Raw genomic sequence first — 20,001 nt, 5'->3', positions numbered from 1 at the left:
ACAGTACTTACAGATTCATTCTCCATTAGATACCTGTACGGCTCGCGTCCTCCAAACAATAAACATATTGTTTATTAATAATACCTTTAGGCTACAAAATCGCAATATAAAACTTGAGCACAAAAATCCACATAAAAACTTCGCAGAGGGGCACATGGTTTCTCTTGAAGACACCAGCGATCACCCACAATAAACCGTCCAAAGCAAAGAGGAGATAAGGTAAATCTATTTTCTTTTCAGATAGATGTCAAGCAAAAACGCGGCGCTACCGGCACAAACCCTGATACGGGCACAGGCGGCAGTCGCGGCCGCCGTCGCCCCCGGGCTCGAAGGGCAGGGCGGGATCGAGGATCTCGGCGGCAATGGCGCCGATCACGTGTTCCATGGTGCGGATCTGTTCGGAAAGCACCTCGGGATCGGACTCGTCGAAGGGCGAAAACTCGATCGACGGGCCGAGGACGTTTTTCCCCAGCATGAGAAAGCGGCAGCGGACCTTCTCGGGCTCGAGGCCGTAGGCGCGGGCGGCGGCGAGGACGTAAAGGGGGCCCTGGAGGCTTCCGATCGCCTTGCTCCAAGTCTGCCGATCATCGGGATTCAGCTTGTTCTTGTTCTTTTTTTCATCGCCTTCGGGGTCCCAGAACGCAATGCCCACTCTCTTCTCATGGGCGCCCGTCTTGTAGTCCAGGACGTAAAGCTCCCCTCCCCGCCTTTCCACGCGGTCGAAGCGGGCCGTCACCGGAAAGGTCCGCCCGTCAGCGGCCATCTCGACGTCCACCCGCTTTTCGAGACCCTCGACGACGAGGGCGCGGCCCTCCTTCTCCAACGCCTTGATGAGCGGCGTCTGGACGCGCGTCAGGTAATCCCGGAGGTGGCGTCGGACCTGGAGCTCCAGGAGCCAGGCGCTTCCCGTCCGGTCGCCGCCGTAGAACTCCCGGAAGCGGGCCTCGACGGCCCGGTCGAGAGCCCGCGCCGTGAGCGATGCGGCCTTCAGGGGGCGTCCGACGTGGGGCCGGAAAAGGTCTTCGAGGACGGCGTGGACGAAAGAGCCGATGTCCCGCCGGTCCATGACCTCGGAGACGTCTTCCCTCTCGGCCAGCTTCAGGACATAGGCGTAATAGAAGCCGAGGGGGCAATTGAGGTAGGTGTTCAGCGCCGTCGCCGAGAAGCGGAACGTCGACAGAAAGTCCGCGATCCCGGGCGTCTTTTCGACCGGCCCCGGCCCCTCCGACCGGAGGGCGACGCGGTAGTCCACCGTCCGCACGCAGGACTCGGCCCGCGGCTCGCCGTCGCGCTTCTGCCTCTCCCAGACGATCCTCTCGACGAAGCGGCTGCGCTCGCTATCGGCGCTTTCGACGAAGAACAGGCGCGCCGTCCGCGCCCCCTTGAGGAGCGTGTCCAGGTAATAGGCCATGCGCCGCTCCAGGTCCTCGATAACCGGCAGGCCCAGGGCCCGGCGGGCGGCGTGGGGCAGGAGCGTGTCCCCCCTGGCGAAGGACGGCAGCACGCCCTCGTTGGCGTCGAGGAGGAAGACCTCGTCGAGCGGCAGGCCGCGCGCCTCCCAGAATCCCAGGACCTGGAGGCCGTGAAGCGGCGTCCCCTGGAACGGCACCGTCCCCGCCCGGACGATCTTGCGGAAAAGCCCGGCATAGCCCGCCGCGTCGCGGAAGACCGCGGGCGCAAGCCGCGATCCGCGAAGCGCCTCGAGCCGCTCCAGGAAGGCCTCGGCGTAGGGATGGAAAAAGGGATGGAGGCGGGCCGTGCTTTCGGAGGCGATCCATTCGAGCGCCGCGGCAAGCCGCCCGGCGAAGTCGCCGGCGTTTGCGACGGCGTCGAAAAGCCCCAGCGTCCGGGCGTGGATCGACCGGAGGTGTTCGATGAGGGCGGCCGGATCGGGGGCGCCTTCGACGCGCCGCGTCTTTTCGCCGGCGGCCTCCAGGATGCCGGGGTCGGTCTCGATCTCGGTGAGCGACCAGAAGGCCTTCATTCTGCGCCCCGTGAGCGCATCCTCGACGGCGTGGACGAGGATGCGGGTGAGGTCGGAGCGTCGTCCCGGCCCCGGCATATAGATATTCTTCGTGTAGGGATGGAGAAGGAACCTCAGGTAGTGGGGGGCATAGAAGCGCCCCTCGGCGTCGCGGGACTGGAGGGCCTCGATCAGCCGGTCGAAAAAGGCGTAGACCGGAGTCCGGGCGAGCGGATAGCCGAGAGAGATGTTGAAGGCCTCCTCGGGACGCCCGGCCAGGGTCTGGATGAAGAGCGGAAACAGGCTCTCCGCCGCCGGAAGCACGACGGCCTGCCTCTCGTCGAACCCGGCCGGATCGTCGAGGCGCGAGGCGAGACAGGCGTTGAGTGCAAAGATCTGCCCGTGGGTGTCGGGAGCGCGGATGAGCTCGATCTCCGGATCCGGGCCGCCGTCGTCGGGTGAGGCAGGGATCTCGGCGGGCGGGACGCCGAGGGCTTCGAGCGCCGCGGAAAGGCCCCTTCCCCTCTCGGCGACGAGCGCGCACATCTCCCAACCGAGCATGGTTTGGAGAAGCCGCCGCTCGGCCCGCGCGGACGGGAAGAACCCGGCGAAGACGATCTCGTCGAAACCGGAGAAAAGCTCCGGACGGAGCGCATCGAGGACGGCCCGGAAACGCGAGGCGGGCGAAGACAGGTTGAGTTCGGCCAGCCGCGCATAAAACCGCTCGTGGAAGCGGGAAAGCGACTGCAGCCGGGCCAGGCTTTCGGCCGGCACGGTCTCGTGGAGAAGGGGCTGGATTCCGGCGATTGTCCCGGGATCGGCCAGGGCCAGCGTCAGCTCCTCGAGGTCGGCGTAGATCTTCGCGCCCAGCGGGAAAAAGGCGTCGGGCGAGAGGAAGCCCCCGCCGCCCCCGTCGACCGGCGACTCCCGGTGGATCTCGAGAAGGAGGGCGACGGCGTCAAGCGGGTCGATCGGCCTCTCGGGACGCCCGAGAATATCCTTGAACAGGCTGTCGACGAAGCCGTCCAGGGAGTCCGTGCGGGGCGGGACGAAAGGCGCGCCTTCGCGTTCGGCCAACGTTCTCCGCAGGTAGAAGGCCGGACGCTTTTCGGGGAAGACGATCCAGGTCCGTGAATAATCGCGTCCCTCGGGCCGGAGCCGCGCAGCGACGGCGGAGACGAGGCCGGACCGAGGAGAGACAAGTTCGATTCTCACGCGATCTCCTCCGCCTCCCCCCGGTCGACCCAGACGACAAGGCCCCGGACGGTATGTCCCGGGTAAAGTTCGTGCAGAATCCTCATATACTCGCGCACTTGATGCGCAGCCGCGATCCTGTCCTCGCCGGGCAGTTCACTTTCCAGCAATTCCCCACTGCGCGACCCGCCCGTCTTATAGTCGATGACGGTCGGCGCGCCGGACGATTTTCCGCCTGATCTATCCCCGACCACCGATTCTTCCCCAGGCGATTTCGCTTCCGAAGATTCGCCGTCGGGCCGTTCGCTTCCCGACGATTCTCCGCTAGGCGACCCTCCCGTCTTATAATCGATGACGGTCGCGGCGCCGGGATCGAGGACGACGCGGTCCATGCGAAGCGCCCGGCCGGCGGCGTCGCAAACTGTAAACTCGTTGAGGATGCGCCTCCCCTCCGCCCGCGAGAAAAGCCCGGAAAGCGGCGGCACAGAGAAAAGCCTTTCGAGCGCAGCCGCCGTCTTCGCGGCCGCAGTCTCCGCCGCCTCTCCTGCACCCTCGCCGCCCTCCCGGAGCGCCGCCTCGATCCGCGCGCGCCATCCTTCCTCTATATACACGGTCCGCGACAGGACATCATGGATGAGGTTCCCCCGCCGCACGCCGGCGAAATTCCGGACCGGGCGCGTGTTGGGCGGCAGGTCGAAGGGCTCGGCAAGCCTGTGCGTTCCGGCCTTGTCCTCCGGGCGCTCTTCCGCCGGGCGCTCGCGCCGGGTTTTCTCGCCGAAGACGCCGAGGGCGTCGCCGTCGAGAAGCTCGAAGGGAAATCCGCCCCGCGATCCCTTGACACCGATGACGTGGAGCTCCTCCTCGGCCCGGGTCATTGCCACATACAGGGCATTCAGGCGGTCCACGGTGTCCCGCATCCGGTGGTCCTCGTAGAGAGCGGCGAGTTCGGGGTCGGATGCGGCCAGGTCCTTCGTCAGCTTGAGGACGCGCACGGCATCGTCGCCGGGAGCCAGGACGAACTCCGGCGGGATGAACGGCTCGGCGTACTGAAGGAGGATCACGGCCGGAAACCCCAGGCCCTTGGCCTTGTGGACGCTCATCACCCGGACGGCGTCGATCGTCCGGGGGACGTCGATCGTCCAGGCCGGGTCGGGCTTTTCCGGGTCGGAGGCCGCGGACAGGAACTCGCGGATATCGGCCGCGCCCGGGCTTTCGAAGGTCTTGGCGGACTCCAGGAGCTTGACGAGCGCCGCCTCTTCGCCGGGGAAGAGATCGAAGACGCCCAAGACGCGGTAGGCCAGGGCGACGAGGTCGTAAAGGGGATAATAGCCGACCGAACGGAACAGCCGCTCGAAATAGCGCTCCCAGAGTTCGGGCCGCAGGCGCCGGAAGGCCGTGTAGAGCGGGCGGGAATCGGCGGCTCGATGTTCGAAGAGAAAGTCCCGGACGGAGGCCGCGTCCCCACCGAAGCCGTCCCGGCGGAGCGCTGCAGCGAAGACGTCCCCGAGAAGAAACGCGGAAAAGGCCAGGTCGTCGGGCGGCGAGTCCAGAAACCGGAGGAGGGCCAGGATCTCGGAGGCGACCTTGCGCGTCCGGATGTCGAGGTTGCTGTAGGGGATGAAGGGAACCTCGATCTCGTTGAGCCAGGATGCGGCGGCGGCGACGGAGTCGTTCCGGTAGGTGAGGACGGCGATATCGGACCAGGCGAAGCCGCGCGCCCGGAGATCGCGGACGCGGTCCTGGACGGCCGCCTTTTCCGGGGGATCGTCCTCGTTTTTTTCGAGGACGACGGCCTCGACATAGCCGCGGCCGCGGTTCCGCGCCTCGGCCTCCTGGCTGAAGTCCGTAAGTCCGCTCAGCGCCCCGGCCGGGCCGAGATCCTCCGAGGCCGGCAGGCGCTCCAGGAAGAGGCGCCGGACATAGTCCTGGACGATGCCGCGGCTCCGGTAGTTCGTCTCGAGCTCGCGGACGGCGGCGTTTTCCGGCGGGACGGAGGGAAAGGCCGCCGCGGGGTCGGCCTCGAGGTCTTTCATGATCCGGTAGTCGGCGTTCCGGAAACCGTAGATCGCCTGCTTGGTGTCGCCGACGGCGAAGAGGCTTCCGCCGAGCGAGAGGGAGTTTTCGATAAGCGGCAGCAGGTTCGTCCACTGGATGGGCGACGTGTCCTGGAACTCGTCGATGAGGTAGTGGAAGATCCGGTCGCCGAGGCGGAAGTAGATGTCGGGGACGGCGCCCGCCTCGATGCATCCGGCCAGGCGCCTGTGGATATCCTCGATGAACACGGTCTCGCGGCTCCGCTTGAAGGTTTCGAGGGTTTCGGCGAAGGCCCTGTAGGCCAGGACGACGGGACGGAAGTGGTGCCGGGCATAAAGGGACTTAAAGGCGGCGACGGCGGATTCCAGGCTTTCCCAGGCGCGGACGATCCGATCGTAGGAGGCGGCGGCGCTCCCCGGATCGGAGGGGCGCGGCTTTCGGACGGGGACGGTTTTGAAGCTCGCCCCGATGAGATCGATGAAGCGCCGTTCGCGGACGGCGGGCTCGATTTTCGAGTGAAACGACTCCCGGGCGCTCCGTTCGAGCCCGCTTTGTTCGATGAGACGCCGAAGCGCGGCGGCCCTGCGGGAGATCGCCTTTTCCGCCTCCCTCATGGAGGCGTCCAGATCTTCGTCGGCGGGTTCTAGGTCCCGGGCGGCCAGCCCTCTGTAGAGGCTGCGGAGGCTCTCCAGGATGAGAGCGGTCGGATCCCAGGGAAAGGCGGTCTCGCCCTTCCGGAGAGAAGAGGAGAGGTCGGCGATCTGCTCGAAGACCTTGCCGTCCGGCGTCCCGGGGATGACGCGCCTCATATAGCGGGAGAAGGCGTAAGAGACGGCCTCGGTGTTGTCGAGGACGATTTCGAAGTGCGGCGGGAAGCCCAGGTCAAGGGCCGATGTCCGGAAGACCGAGGCCATGAAGCCGTCGATCGTCTCCACCTGGAAGTCGGTGTAGCGGGACAGGATGCCCTCGAGGACCTCCTCGGCGCGGCGGGCGAGATCGGCGGCGTCGAGAGAGACGACGTCCAGAATCTGGCGGCTTCTCTCGGCGTCGCCGAAGCGGCAGAGCTTGAGCCAGGACAGGATGCGGGCCTTCATCTCCCGGGCCGCGTTCCGGGTGAAGGTCACGGCCAGGATGTTGCGGAGGTCGGCGGGGCTTTTCGCCGCAATCGCCGGGCTCAGCAGGAACTGGACGAAGCGCAGCGACAGGGCGTGGGTTTTGCCGGAGCCGGCCGAGGCCTTGAGAAGCAGGAACTCCGGAAAGCGGATGTCCCGGTCGCGGTCAAGGATGCGTTTTGCTGCGGTCTTCGGCGCTCGGGTCATTTCGGGTGGTCCCCCGTTCCTTCGGGAAGGCGATCATAAACCGCAGACAGGTCGAAGTCAACCTACCCGCCCGTTTCATCCTGCTCTGGCTGCTGGAAATAACTTCCAGCAGCCAAAGCAGAGGCGGCGCATTACGGTCTTGATGCGCCCACAAACGGCTGATAGTTGTCTCGGCTGATCGATTCGAAGGCCGCTTCGGGATAGGCCTCCCGGAATTTCCCGGGCGCCCGGCCCCGCCCCGTCCACTTGAATTCGTAGGCGAAAAGCCGGCCCTCGCGCTCCTCGATGAGATCGATCTCCTGTGCCTGCCAGGTCCGCCAGAAGTAATGATTGACCGGCACGGCCCGGTAAGCCTGGCTCTTCAGCCTTTCCATGACCAGGAAGTTCTCCCAAAGCTGCCCGATGTCGTTTCGCAAGGCCGGGGGATTGAAGTTCGCGATCAGGGCGTTCCGGATTCCGGTGTCGAAGAAGTAGTATTTCGCCTTCTTGGTCATCTCGTTGCGCAGGTTCCGGCTGAAGCCGCGGAGGGTGAAGATCACGAAGCTCTTTTCGAGAAGGTCAAGATAGCGGCCCACGGTTTTATAGTCCAGCCCGAGCTTCCCGCCCAGCTCGCTGAGCGAGACTTCGGAGCCGATCTGGAACGCCAGGAGCCGCAGGAGGTCGAGCAGAACCTTGGAGCTCTTGACCCGGTCGAAGGCCAGGATGTCCTTCAGAAGATAGGAGGAGGAGATTTCCGTGAGCAGCCTTGTCTTTTCTTTTTTTTCGGGAGTCGCCACGACCTCCGGATATCCGCCGAAGATGAGAAAGTCCTCGATCCGTTCGCGGAGCTCGAAAGGGGTGAAGAGCCCGGCGAGCTCCATTTGGGCGACGGGGTACAGGGTCAGGGTGATCTTTCTTCCCGTCAACGGCTCGCCGACCTGACCGGCGAGGTCGAACGAGGAGGAGCCCGTGGCAATGACCCGGATTCCCGGGACTTGGTCGACCAGGATCTTCAGGGCTTCGCCGATCCCCCGGACTTTCTGGGCCTCGTCGATCGCAAGGAGCTCATAGCCCGCCGCATATTCCCTGACGGCACGGAAGTCCCGGGATTCGAGGACCTCCTGGATGCGCACGTCTTCGCCGGAGTCGAGGCGATGCTTCATCGGAGACTTCGCGAGAAAGTCCTCGAGGAGGGTGGTCTTGCCCACCTGCCGGGGTCCGTAAATCACAAGAACCTTATTGGGTTTCAGAAAAGGATCCAGATCCGAATAAAACCTGGGTAATCTCATGACTGAAAGATAGCACAGTTCGACTATTATGTCAATAATGAGGATAAATATTCCTAATAATCATTATATTATTAGTATTTTCTATCCTGTTTCTCATCCTGCTTTGGTTGCTGGAAATTACTTCCAGCAGCCAAAGCAAGCGATATGTAGCTTGACAATATTGTTATTTTGGCATACTATGTCGACAATATGTCGACATACTGGTACATATCATGAAGATTTTTGATGTCAGGGATCGCATCCGGGCGGAAATTTTCGATTATCAAACCCTGACCGAGGCCCTGAAGGGTCTGCTATCCCCAAGAGACAAGATCACGGACATGCTCCGGCAGGGGATCATCGTCAGGATCAAGAAAGGCCTCTATGTTTTCAGCGACAAATATCGAAAGCATCCGTATTCAAAGGAGCTTCTCGCCAATCTCGTCTACGGGCCCTCCTATGTCTCTCTCGATTATGCGCTCGGTTATTACGGGATCATTCCCGAGCGCGTCGAGGCTCTGACATCGGTCACATTCAGCCGTTCGCGCAGGTTCGGCACGCCGGTCGGACTCTTCATCTACAGGCGGATCCCGGCCCGCGCTTACGAGGCCGGCGCCGTCCGGGCGGAGGGGAGTCACGGGCAGGCGTATCTGATCGCCTCGCCGGAAAAAGCCCTGGCCGACAAGATCGTCTCGGTCCGCGGCGCCCGCATCTCCTCCGTCGTGGACATGAGTCGATTCCTCGAGGAGGACTTGAGGATCGACCCCGGCTCGCTCCGGTCCCTGTCCGCCGAATCGATCGACGAGTTCGCCGGGCGCTACCGCTCGCTGAAGCTGAGGAAACTGGGAGGGCTTCTGCGACGGCTCCGAGGGTCCAAGGAGGCCCGCTCCCATGAATGAAGCCGTTCGTCAAATCCTGGCCGCTTACGAGATCCGCTCCGTGGAAGAATCGCTTCGGGCTCTCAGGGAAATCATGCAGGAAATCGCGCTTCTTGGTCTCTGGAGGGGCAAGTTCTTCGAGAAAGCGGCGTTTTACGGCGGCACCGCGCTGAGGATTCTTCACGGCCTCGACAGATTTTCCGAGGACCTGGATTTCTCGCTTCTGGAGAAGAGCGAGGGCTTCGAACCGTCCGAATACGGCGATTTCCTCAAAAGGGAACTCGCTTCCTTCGGATTTTCGGTCGATATCACGGCCGGGGTGAGGACGGCCCGGACGGCCATCCGGTCCGCGTTTCTCAAAGCCGATACGCGAACCCAAATGATCGCCGTCGAGTTCGAGCCGGAGCTCGTCCGGCGGATTCCCCGCAACCAGGTGATCAAGATCAAACTGGAGGTCGACACCGACCCGCCGCCCGGCTTTTCAACGGAGTCCCGTTATCTCCTCCGGCCGATCCCGTTCGCGGTCAGAACGTTCGGCCTGCCCGATCTCTTCGCCGGGAAGATGCACGCCGTCCTCTGCCGGGGATGGAAGAGCCGGGTCAAGGGCCGGGACTGGTATGATCTCGTCTGGTTCGCGGCCCGTCATCCGGAGCTTCACCTCCGGCACCTCGAGCAGAGGATGCGTCAGACGGGGCATTGGGCCAGGCCGGCATCCTTGTCCGAAGCGGACTTGCGGGAGTTGCTGGCACAGAGGATCGATCGCGTCGACATCGATCAGATCCGGAGGGAAGTCGAGCCCTTCGTGAAAGACCCGGAATCCCTCTCCATCTGGTCGAAGGAATTCTTCAGGGACGTCGCCCTCCGGATCACGGCCTCCTAGCGGCTACAGTTTTTCCAGTTCCGCGAGCCAGCTTTTGGCGAATTCCCGGGCCGCCTCCGTCGCTTCCTTGCCGGCCCGGAAACAGAGTTTCCAATCCGGGGACTTCTCCTCATATTCCGAGTCCGCAAAACGCATCACGGATCCGCTCCGCACCAGCTTGGCGGAGAAGTCGACGTCGGCGCTCGTCTCCAGGAACTCGCGGATGCGGTTCCGGATCAGAATCCGGGGATCGGCGGGGAAGTTCTCTTCCCATTCCCGCACCTGTTCTTCATGGCGCTCACGGTCTTCAGCGTTCTGCATCTCCATCATCTCGCGCATCATGGCCATCTGTTCCGGATCTTTCCCCATCTCGGCCATCTGGGCTTCCATCTCCTTGATGGCTTCCTCCATGGCCTTCCGCGTTTCGGGATCCATGCCGGGCAGGGCTTTCCGCATCTCGGCGACCTGTTTTTCGAACTCGGCCTTTTGCGTTTTGATTTCCTCATCGGCCGAAAGACCTTCGGAATAAGTTTCGGGCTTTTCGCTTTCCCGTCTCTCGAGGTAGGCCGCCTTGAATTTCGCGGTTTCCGTGTGGGCCTTGGCCCAGGACAGCCCGGCCTTGACGATGGAAGCCCGGGCCGAGGCCGGAAGGGCCTTGAAAGCCTTTATGGCCCCGTCATGATAGGTGCTGCCGTAGGCCAGCGCCTCAAGAACGCATTGCCCGGCCTCATCGGGGGTCGCCTCAAGCTTGGCCAGGACCTCGGACGCGGCCTGTCCCGCAATCAGAACGGCGGCAAGCAACGCGGCCGCCACCGGAAGGGAAAAACCGTTTCGCGCCGTCTTCTTGATCAGTCGCTTCATTCTATTCCTCCAACATCTCGAATCAGCATTCATATAAATCAGCGTAAGATAGGCATAGGGCAAAGTCAAGCGCCCTGACGATCTGTTTCAGCCATGCCGCACGTAGTGAACCGGAAGGTCTTTCCAATCACGCGGTCCGCGATTATAATCGAGAGGCAACCTTGAGCGCAGGAGACAATGATATGAAAAGCCACCTTCACAAGCCGGGCCGGAAAGTCGATCTCTCCCGCCTGGATGCGGGCGGCACCGGACGCTTCAAGGGCGGTAAAAAAGCCGCTTTGCCCGAAACGGCCGCCCTGACCGAACGTCTCGTCAGCCTTCAGGAGCTGCTCTACGCGCAGTCCCGGCACCGCATCCTGGTCGTCCTGCAGGCCATGGATACCGGAGGAAAGGACGGCGTGATCCGCCGGGTTTTCTCACCCCTGAATCCCCAGGGGGTCCGCGTTACGAGTTTCAAGGTTCCGACCGCCGCGGAGCTGTCCCGCGATTTCCTGTGGCGCGTTCACAAGGTCGCGCCGGGAAACGGCGAAATCGCCGTTTTCAACCGCAGCCATTACGAGGATGTCCTGGTCGTGCAGGTGCGCAACCTGGCGCCTCCCGAGGTCTGGTCCAAACGCTACGATCAGATCAACGATTTCGAGCGGCTGCTTGCGGAATCGGGAACGACCATCCTTAAATTTTTTCTGCACATCGACCTCGACGAGCAGAAAAAACGCCTCCAGGCCCGGCTCGACAATCCCGCCAAGCACTGGAAATTCCGGCTGGGCGATCTCGACGACCGCAAATTCTGGCCCGAGTATATGCGGGCCTACGAGGATGTCCTGGAAAAAACGAGCACGGAATACGCGCCGTGGTACGTCATCCCGGCCAACCGGAAATGGTACCGGGACCTGGCCGTGGCGCGCATCCTGGCCGGGACTCTCGAGGGATTGAACATGGAATATCCGAAATCGGGAGAGGACCTGGACGGCGTTGTGATCGAGTGATCAGGATTCCCCGGCCGGCATCATGACCGGGACGCCCCATCGGGCGCCGGGCCGGGAGACATGGAGGACAGGAATCCGGCCAGGGCCTGCCGGTTCTCCTTGAATTCCCCCAGATTTTTCCTTATGTCGAGCTTTAAAATCCGGATCGCTTCAGGATAGGACTTGGAACAGAAGAGGGCGCCGGAAGCGCGATGGGCGCCGAACTCCCGGAGGGATTCCAGGGCCAGGAGGCCGTCGCGCCAGCGCCCCAGAGGCTGGTGAACGCTTTTCAGGAGTCCGTCCAGGTTTTCAGCCTTGTCTTCGGTCAGCCCGGCCTCAACCATGATTTCCAGGGTATACCGGGCTTCCTTGGTGCGGATCCTCACCCAGTGGAGCCGATCGGGATCCCGGGAGATCCGAATCCCGGCCTTGACGTCGTTGAGAAGCGATCCGAGCCGCATCTCGGCCGCTTGACGGACCCGGTCTTCCGGCAGGGATTCGAGACGGTCCGCAATCGTTGCCCCGGCCGATTCGAAAAACCGGGAATCGAAGCGGCCGCAGGCCCGGGCAAACCGTTTTCTCTCTCGCGGCTCTTCAGCTTTGAGCATATTGTAATACTCGGACAAGTCGAGCTCGAACTCGCGCACAAGCCTCAGGGTGAGGAACTGGAGAACCTGGACATGGCGGAGTTTCCCCGCCGCCCGGAAGAACCGGCGCGCCGGCCGAAAGATCTCGTCGGCATGAAAAGAGGGCGCAACGGCTTCGACCAGATTGAAGAACGTCCGCAGCCTCTTCAGGCAAACGCGCATTTCGTGGATGGCATCCGCTCCGCCGAACGCGAAGGCGCTCCGGTGATGTTCGGAAAAGAGGCCGGACCGGTCCTCATAGGTTTTTTTAAGCTTCGGCGGCATCGGCATATCGGTCATAACCCCTTGGATCCCGCAACGCCCGGCTCCCCGCGGAAAGCCGCGGGGCTTGTCCGCCGGTCTTCAAACGGATGATCGGGATGCGGCTTCCGCGTTCAGGTTTCCGGACGGTCGACCGCCTTTCTGGCCTTGAGAAAGGACTTGACGATCTTCCTTGAACAATCCCTGATATCCTCTCCGACGGACTGAGCGGCGGTCTTGTCAATGCGTGAAAGAACACCCATCATGCTCCGCACCAGCCGGGCGTCGAGTTCGCCCCGTGCCTTTTTCCTGTCTTCCTTGATCCGGGCGGGATGGGTATATTCGACGAGACGTCCCGGGACTTTGACGATTTCAGACCATTTTTCGACGGGGAAATCGGCAATCACAACGCCGGACTTGGGGATGGCCGCCTCGAATCCCTCGATCAACCTTGCGGCCAGTTCGCTGAAAGCCGGATCGTGACCGAAAATCATGAGGGATTGATATTTGTCGGGCTTGGCGGTGATGACCTTGAGGATCGCATCCGGGGACAGGTCACCGTAGAAGGAATCCCTGAGAAGAATTTTCCGCGGAGGATAGCCGAATGTTTCGGCGAAAATGTGGGCGGTTTCGATGGCCCTGTTGGCAAAACTGGAAATCATGAGGTCCGGCGAAGGGTATTTCAGGGCCAGATGCCTGGCGGCGGTTTTGGCTTCCTTTTCGCCCTTTTTCGTGAGCGACCGCTCGAAGTCCGGAACCGGTCCGTCCTTGGACTGAGCCGTGGCATGACGAACGATGTAGAGTCTTTTCATTGGTCGCATCCATTATATATCAAACATCGCGAGCGTTGATAATCTATGATCATTTTGAACCCTTGAACGTCTTGGCAGAGGCGGCCTGGACATGATATAAAAAAAGCAACGGAGGGATCCATCGCACACGGCCGGAAGGAATCCCGGGAGGAGGACGGCGTGAAAAAAACGAAAGCATCCCATTGGATCGGCTTCGATCTGGGCGGGACCAAGATGATGGCCGTTGTTTTTGATGGGAGTTTCCGTCTTCTCGCGTCAAGAAAGGCCAAAACCAAGGGCCTCAACGGGAAGAACGACGGCCTGGAAAGAATCCGGACGACGATTTGCGGCGCCCTGGAAGATGCCGGGATTGAAGCCGGGAAGCTGGCCGGGATCGGCGTCGGCTGTCCGGGTCCTCTCAACCTGGACCGCGGCATCATCCTCCACGCGCCCAACCTGGGCTGGCGAAACGTGAATCTCAAATCGAGCCTCGAGAAAGCATTCCAATGCCCCGCGGTCATCGCCAACGACGTCGACGCCGGAACCTACGGAGAATATCGATTCGGCGCAGGGCGGGGCGCCCGCTGCGTCCTGGGCATCTTCCCGGGAACGGGGATAGGCGGCGCCTGTATTTATGAAGGGCGAATCCTCCGCGGCCGGACGGGATCCTGCATGGAGATCGGCCACGTCAAAGTCCAGCCTGAGGGCCGCCTGTGCGGCTGCGGACGGCGCGGTTGCCTGGAAAGCACGGCCGGCCGGCTGGCCATATCGGCCGAAGCCGCGGCGGCCGTCTATCGGGGAGAGGCCCCGATCCTGCAGTCTCTCGGCGGAACGGACATCGCCAACTTCAAGAGCGGGACACTGGCCAAGTCCATCAAGGGCGGCGACGCCGCCATAGAAAACATCGTCCGCGCCGCAGCCCGCCACATCGGTTCGGCCGCGGCCGATGCCGTCAATCTCCTGGCCCCGGACGTCATCGTCCTCGGCGGAGGTCTTGTGGAAGCCCTTCCCGATCTCATCGTGGGCGAAGTCCGGGAGACCGTCCTGGCCCGGATCATGCCGGCCTTCGCCAAGGGACTCAAGATCGTTCCGGCGGAACTCGGGGACAACGCCGTCGTCATGGGCGCCGCCGCCCTGGCGGCCGAATCGGGAGGGACGACGTGACGGAAACCGAAGGCCGGAAGCGCCCGGCGGCCGTCATCGACATCGGGGCCACGGCCATCCGCATGGACGTCGCCGAGATCGACGAGACCGGGGGTATCCGCCGCCTGGAATCCCTGAGAAAGCCCGTGGCTTTGGGCAAGGACACGTTCACCAAGGGCCGCATCGAACACGAAACGATCAACCGGTGCATCGAGATCCTGAAAGGATTCCAGTCCATTCTGAAGGAATACGGGATCAAGCCGGACAGCCCGGTTCTGGCCGTGGCCACAAGCTCGGTCCGTGAGGCCCGGAACTCCGACAACTTCCGCGACCGCGTCGCCGTCGCCACGGGAATCGACCTGAAGATCATCGATGAGTCCGAACAGAGCCGGCTGACGTTCATGGCCGCCCAGGATGTTCTCGAAAAGAAACCGGAACTGGTCCGGGCCGACGTTCTGCTGGCTGAGGTCGGCGGCGGCATCACGGAGATTTTTCTCCTTCAGAAAGGTCACCTCCGATACTCGAAGCCCTATCAGTTGGGGACGCTCCGGATGCGGGAAACCCTGGAAACACGCCTGTCGCCGAGCGAGCGCATCAAGCGGATCCTCGGCCAACACATCGGAAGAACCGTGGAGACGATCAAGCGCGATGTTCCGCCCGTTGACGACACGGTCCTGGTGGCCATGTCCGGCGACGCCCAGTTCGCCGCATCGCAGATCGCGGCGGACTGGCCGGACAAACCGCTTGTGACCCTGGATTTCAAGGATTTCTGCGCGTTCGCAGACAAGATCATCCCTCTGCCCGCGGAACGGCTCGTCAAACGGTTCAAGCTTCCCTTCGAGCAGGCGGAGACCCTCGGTCCCGGACTTTTCGCTTATATTATCCTGGGCCGGACATTCAAATCCGAAACCGTCGTCATCCCCAAAACCACATTCCGCGACGGCCTTCTCCGGGAATTGGCCTCCAGGACATCCTGGACCGACGCTTTCTCCGAGGAGGTCATCCGGCAGGCGGTCGAACTGGGACGGAAATACGACTTCGACGAAAAGCACGCCCTGAACGTGGCCGATCTCAGTGTTCTGTTGTTCCGCGCGCTCAAACGGGAATTCCATCTTGATCCGAGGCATGAGCTTCTTCTCCGCCTCGCCGCTCTGCTTCATGACATCGGCGCCTTCATCAGCGACCGCAGCCACCACAAACACTCGATGTATCTCATCCGGAACAGTTCGATCTTCGGGCTGTCCCGCGAAGATATGGACATCATTTCCCTGATCGCCCGTTATCACAGGCGCGCCCTTCCTTCTGCGGCCCATCCCGAATACGCGCCCCTCGACAGGGACAAGCGCATCACGGTTTCCAAAAAAGCCGCCATCCTGCGCGTCGCGGACGCCCTTGACAGAAACCACCTGCAGCAGATCACATCGCCGTCCGTCGCGGTGGGCAAAGACGAGATCGTCATCACGGTCGACGGGGCCGAGGATCTGACCCTGGAGCGGCTGGCCCTCAAGGAGAAGGGGCCGCTCTTCGAGGAAGTCTACGGAATGAAGATCGTCCTGCGGGAAGGCCGGAAGGACCGGGGGGAGAGACTCGATGGCACTTGATCCGAAAGCCTTTCTCAACCGGGAGATGAGCTGGCTGGCCTTCAACCGGCGCGTTCTCGAAGAAGCGCTCGATCCCTCTCTTCCGCCTCTTGAACGGCTGAAATTCCTGGCCATCACCGGGTCGAACCTGGACGAGTTTTTCATGGTCCGTGTGGGCGGTCTGAGACAGCTCGTCGAGCAGGGCCGGAACAAGCCGGATGTCTCCGGTCTCAAACCCTCGGCTCAGCTCAAGGAGATCCGGCGCATGACCCGGGCCCTCATCGCGGATCAATACGGTTGTCTTGAAGATCTCGAGTCGCGGCTGGCGGAATCCGGCATCCGTCGCGTGAGAGAGGAAGAACTGACCGACAAACAGGAGTCGTTTCTCCGCAAGGTTTTCCAAAGCGAGATCCTGCCTGTTTTGACACCCATCGGGCTGTCGCCGGACCGGACCTTTCCCGCTCCGGCCGGACTTCGGATCAACGTCCTGATCCGTTTCCGCCGGTCCGGAGCACAGGACAGGGCTCCCGCCGCGGCCATGGTCACCCTTCCCAAGGCGCTCCCCCGGTTCGTCACCCTGCCGCTCGAAGGCGGATGGGACTATATTCTTCTCGAAGACGTTGTGCGGCGATTCTCCGGCGGCTTATTCCCCGGAGAAATCATCTTGGAATGCCTGCCCTTCCGGATCACCCGGAACGCCGACCTGGCCGTCCGCGAGGACCAGGCCGCCGATCTTCTTGAAGAAATGAAAGAGGTCCTCGTCGAAAGAAAGCTGGGTTCCGTCGTCCGATTGGAAGTCGCCGCCGGAGCCTCGCGCGCGGCCCTGGATCTTCTCAAAGCCCTTCTCGACGTTCCTTCGGAATGGGTGGACGCCGTTCCGGGACCGTTGGATCTTTCGGCCAACATGCATCCGGCCGGCATGACCGGATTCGAAGACCTGAAAATCGAAACCTGGATTCCCCAACCGGTCCCGGACTTCGAAAAGGGCGGTTCCGTCTTCGACGTCGTCGGGAGGAAGGACGTCCTCCTCTCTCATCCCTACGAGAGTTTCGATCCCGTCCGGCGACTCGTCGAGGAAGCCGCGGACGATCCCAACGTCCTGGCCGTCAAACAGATTCTCTACCGGACAAGCGAAAACAGTCCCATCACGGCCGCTCTGGTCCGGGCCGCCGAAAACGAAAAGCATGTCACCGTCCTGGTCGAACTCAAGGCCCGCTTCGACGAGGCCCGGAACATCGTCCGGGCCGTCGAACTCGAACAGGCCGGAGCTCAGGTTATTTACGGGGTCCGCGGCCTCAAAACCCACGCCAAAATCTGCATCGTCGTCCGCCGCGAACCATCCGGAATCCGGCGCTACATCCATTTCGGGACGGGCAATTACAACGAGAAGACGGCCGCCCTCTACAGCGATATCGGATACATGACCTGCCGGGAGGAGTATGCCCGGGATGCCGCCGCCTTTTTCAATATGGTCGCCGGGTTGTCCCAGCCCGTTCCGATGGACAAGATCGAGGCCGCACCGCTCGGCCTCAAGGCCCGGCTCATCGAGCTCATCGAAAACGAGGCCGAACGCCAGCGGCAGGGGCAGAAAGGCCTGATCCGGGCCAAGATGAACTCCCTCTCCGATCCGGAAATTATCGAAGCTCTCTGCCGGGCTTCGCAGGCGGGCGTGGAGATTCTCCTCAATGTCCGGGGCATCTGCTGCCTGAGGCCGGGGGTTCGCGGCCTCAGCGAAACCGTCAGGGTCATCAGTATCGTCGATCGCTTTCTCGAACACAGCCGGATCGTCCACTTCAGAAACGGCGGGGAGGATCGTCTTTTCATCTCCAGCGCCGACTGGATGCCCCGCAATCTCGACCGGAGAATCGAGCTTCTTGTCGCCGTCGAGGATCCGGCCTGCCGGAGACGGCTCCTATCCATCCTGGATGTCACCTTCCAGGATAACGTCAAAGCCCGGGAACTTCGATCCGACGGCAGCTATGTCAGGGTCCGGCCCGAAGGGAAGAAGAAAGCCGTCCGCAGCCAGGCCGTCTTCGCCCGGCAGGCCCGCGAAGCGGCAAAAAAGGCGGCCGCCGACCGGGCCGGAGAATTCGTTCCCATCCGTCCCGCATCCGGGGATTGACGGAAAAAAACCGGCGCGACGGCCGGCGTCAGAACATCCAGGCAAACTTCATGAACAGCGCGTCCTCCTGGCGTCCGGCCACGCCGAAGACCGTCGAGCCGCGCTGCCAGGCGAGCTGGACGAGGCCGAAAGGCGGCTTGAAACGGTAGACGAAGAGAAGCTGGAGGCTCGTCTTGTCGATGGCCGAGTTGACCTGTCCGTAGAACTTCAGAAAGAGGTCGTTCGTGAAGTTGTGGGTCGCCCGCAGGGAATGGATCCAGGTGCTGTCGCCTGACGGATCGGGATCGAACACCAGGCGGGTCAAGCCGTATTCCAGGGCCAGGTCCCGGGTGAGCTTGGCGTTCAGCGAGCCCGTCACGAGCTCGAAGTCGCGGTCGAAGTTGTGCCCGAAGCCGTAGGACAGCCGGGCCGACTGCCATTCCCGGGTGTTCCAGCCGAGGGTGAACTCCGACAGGCGGTTCCGGAAATCCTTCTCGTAGAGCTTGTACTCTTCCTGGTGTTCGATCTCCAGGGAGAGCCTGTTTCTCAAGTCGAATTCGAGCTCCTGGTCGATCTGCCAGGACCGGAGCGTCCCGTCCATCCCCCAGTAGATGTTGGTGTTCGAATCGTAGGCGATCCGTTCGAGAGCGCCCCGCTTGATCCAGAAGGTTTTGTCCAGGGAGGAGTCGATCTCCCGGCGGTTGTCGTCGCGGATGAACCCGACGGCGTTGGCGTTGTCGGCGAAAAACTCTCCGAGGTGGGAGTAACGGACGTGGAAATGAAATGTCGGGGTATCGATCGTCGGCCGGAGAAAGAAGGCGGCGTTTCCGGTCCGGAAATCCCCATAGCTCAGGGCCAACTGCCCGGTGAAGCGTAAGGCGTTCGTGAAATTGAGGGACGTGTCGATTCCGGCCGTGCCGGCGTTCCGCCCGTCGACCAGCCGGTTCGCGGCCAGGAAGCCGACGGACGAATCCTTGAAGATGTCGGTCTTCATGCGGACAACGGAGAAATTCGCCGGCCCGGCGCCCGACGCCTCGTCGCGCTTGGTCTGGGCGGAGAGGGCCGAGAATTCCAGGCCGCCCGCCTTCCCGTAGACCTTGGCCCCTCCGGAGATGTCGCCGATGCGCCGGGAATAGAACAGCCGGATGCGCTGCTGGTAGATCTCCGATCCTTCGAGGAAGAAATTCCTTTTTTCCGGCAGGCTGAGGGCGAACCGGGTCAGGTTGATCTGCTCCTGGTCGGCCTCGACCGTTGCGAAATCGGGGTTGACGGTGAGATCGCCCGAAACCGTCTGGGAAAACGCGTAGCGGACGTCGAGGCCGCCGTCGAGCCCGCCGTCCTTCCAGTCATCGAGCCGGCCGATAATGTGGGGGACGACCTGGAGCGTCTTCGAGGCCTTCTCGAGATCGAGCCCCGTGAGGAGGCCGAACTGGGACACCCGGTAGGGCGAATCCACGACGCCCTGCCAGAATGCGGATTCGAGACGGCGCGGAAAGATGCGAGCCAGCCCGAGCCCCCAGGTCCTGTCGCGTCCCGGCTTGTACTTGAGGCTCGAAAGCTCGATGGCGATCTCGGCGGTCCAGCCTTCATCCGTCCTGCGGGCCGCCGACCTCCAGACACCGTCCCAGGTCGAGTCCGTGTTCAGGCCGTTGTCCGTGATGCGGCCGTCGAACTGCGTCCCCAGCAGGTTCGTGAGGAAGAAGTAGCAGGACCGCCGGTCGGCATGGGTGTCGAGGCAGATGACGACGGCGTCGTCCTCCCGGAGATCACCGTCGCGCTTGGACAGCCGGGCGGCGATCCTGTCGGGCTCGGGATCGAAGTTTTCGAAGCCGAAATAGACGGCCCGGTCATCGTAGAGAATGCGGACCACGGTCCGGACCGAAGCCGGCGCCCCGCGGTCGGGCTCGAACTGGACGAAATCGGTGAGGACCGGGGCCCCGGCCCAGGCCTCTTCGTCAAGGACGCCGTCGACGATGACGGGAGAGTCGATCTTGAGGGCCGAGGCCGTCCGGACCTCCTGCCCGGCCGCAAGGGACGAGACAAGAAGAAGCCCGACCGCCAGGCTGAGCGCTGCGGCCGGGCGATTCGGGCCGCCGCCACCGGATTCTTGATTCATGGAAGGAATTCTAGGGGACGGGATCGGGGCTGTCAACTCGCGACGAGTGCCACGGGGCTCCCG

13 protein-coding genes are annotated in these 20,001 nt (G+C 62.5%); 6 read left to right on the top strand and 7 right to left on the bottom strand.

Annotation, left to right across the window (positions count from 1 at the left end; translation table 11 throughout):
• Positions 1-265: 265 nt before the first annotated feature.
• The 3 genes from SCM96_07185 to SCM96_07175 form a co-directional block, all read right to left on the bottom strand.
• A complete protein-coding gene (locus SCM96_07185; protein MDW7760404.1) occupies positions 266-3,178 on the bottom strand; it encodes a PD-(D/E)XK nuclease family protein in 2,913 nt (970 codons plus the stop codon).
• A complete protein-coding gene (locus tag SCM96_07180) occupies positions 3,175-6,510 on the bottom strand; it encodes a UvrD-helicase domain-containing protein (GenBank protein MDW7760403.1) in 3,336 nt (1,111 codons plus the stop codon). Before SCM96_07180 ends, SCM96_07185 begins: the two co-directional genes overlap by 4 nt.
• A 131-nt stretch (positions 6,511-6,641) precedes the next feature.
• Positions 6,642-7,778 carry an ATP-binding protein gene (locus SCM96_07175; protein MDW7760402.1) on the bottom strand — a complete coding sequence of 379 codons (1,137 nt, stop codon included), beginning with the start codon at positions 7,776-7,778 and terminating at the stop codon, positions 6,642-6,644.
• 212 nt (positions 7,779-7,990) lie between these two features.
• Between SCM96_07175 and SCM96_07170 the strand changes: the two genes are divergently transcribed.
• Positions 7,991-8,656, top strand: coding sequence for a hypothetical protein (locus tag SCM96_07170; protein MDW7760401.1), 666 nt, complete (start codon positions 7,991-7,993; stop codon positions 8,654-8,656).
• Complete coding sequence (locus tag SCM96_07165; protein MDW7760400.1) at positions 8,649-9,515, top strand: nucleotidyl transferase AbiEii/AbiGii toxin family protein; 867 nt, start codon at positions 8,649-8,651, stop codon at positions 9,513-9,515. The genes SCM96_07170 and SCM96_07165 overlap by 8 nt, the downstream gene beginning before the upstream one ends.
• A gap of 3 nt (positions 9,516-9,518) precedes the next feature.
• Here SCM96_07165 and SCM96_07160 read toward each other — a convergent pair whose 3' ends face one another.
• Positions 9,519-10,355: a hypothetical protein gene (locus SCM96_07160; protein ID MDW7760399.1), complete on the bottom strand. Its 837-nt coding sequence runs from the start codon at positions 10,353-10,355 to the stop codon at positions 9,519-9,521.
• A gap of 182 nt (positions 10,356-10,537) precedes the next feature.
• Here SCM96_07160 and SCM96_07155 point away from each other — a divergent pair, with 182 nt between their 5' ends.
• The gene (locus SCM96_07155; protein MDW7760398.1) at positions 10,538-11,341 is read left to right on the top strand and encodes a polyphosphate kinase 2 family protein; all 804 of its coding nucleotides are present in this window, start codon (positions 10,538-10,540) and stop codon (positions 11,339-11,341) included.
• A gap of 20 nt (positions 11,342-11,361) precedes the next feature.
• On the opposite strand, the gene SCM96_07150 is transcribed toward SCM96_07155, so the two are convergent.
• Both SCM96_07150 and SCM96_07145 read right to left on the bottom strand, forming a co-directional pair.
• Positions 11,362-12,231, bottom strand: coding sequence for a CHAD domain-containing protein (locus SCM96_07150; protein MDW7760397.1), 870 nt, complete (start codon positions 12,229-12,231; stop codon positions 11,362-11,364).
• 110 nt (positions 12,232-12,341) lie between these two features.
• Entirely contained in the window at positions 12,342-13,019 is a 678-nt protein-coding gene (locus SCM96_07145; GenBank protein MDW7760396.1) for a histidine phosphatase family protein, read from the bottom strand.
• Between the two features lie 159 nt (positions 13,020-13,178).
• Between SCM96_07145 and SCM96_07140 the strand changes: the two genes are divergently transcribed.
• Genes SCM96_07140 through ppk1 form a run of 3 tightly spaced genes read left to right on the top strand, consistent with a single transcriptional unit; the run spans position 13,179 to position 17,843 of the window.
• Positions 13,179-14,162, top strand: a complete 984-nt coding sequence (locus SCM96_07140) for an ROK family protein (protein ID MDW7760395.1) — start codon at positions 13,179-13,181, stop codon at positions 14,160-14,162.
• The gene (locus SCM96_07135; protein MDW7760394.1) at positions 14,159-15,742 is read left to right on the top strand and encodes an HD domain-containing protein; all 1,584 of its coding nucleotides are present in this window, start codon (positions 14,159-14,161) and stop codon (positions 15,740-15,742) included. The genes SCM96_07140 and SCM96_07135 overlap by 4 nt, the downstream gene beginning before the upstream one ends.
• Positions 15,732-17,843 carry a polyphosphate kinase 1 gene (ppk1, locus tag SCM96_07130; GenBank protein ID MDW7760393.1) on the top strand — a complete coding sequence of 704 codons (2,112 nt, stop codon included), beginning with the start codon at positions 15,732-15,734 and terminating at the stop codon, positions 17,841-17,843. Before SCM96_07135 ends, ppk1 begins: the two co-directional genes overlap by 11 nt.
• Positions 17,844-17,871: 28 nt before the next feature.
• Here the strand turns inward: ppk1 and SCM96_07125 are convergent, their stop codons facing one another.
• Positions 17,872-19,938 carry a DUF5916 domain-containing protein gene (locus SCM96_07125; GenBank protein MDW7760392.1) on the bottom strand — a complete coding sequence of 689 codons (2,067 nt, stop codon included), beginning with the start codon at positions 19,936-19,938 and terminating at the stop codon, positions 17,872-17,874.
• Between the last annotated feature and the right edge of the window lie 63 nt (positions 19,939-20,001).

It is taken from the genome of Acidobacteriota bacterium (genome assembly GCA_033549365.1).
Taxonomy (GTDB): domain Bacteria; phylum Acidobacteriota; class Aminicenantia; order Aminicenantales; family Saccharicenantaceae; genus JAWSUF01.
Note: the sequence above shows the minus strand (reverse complement) of the source record. Positions and strands in the feature narration are given on the sequence as shown.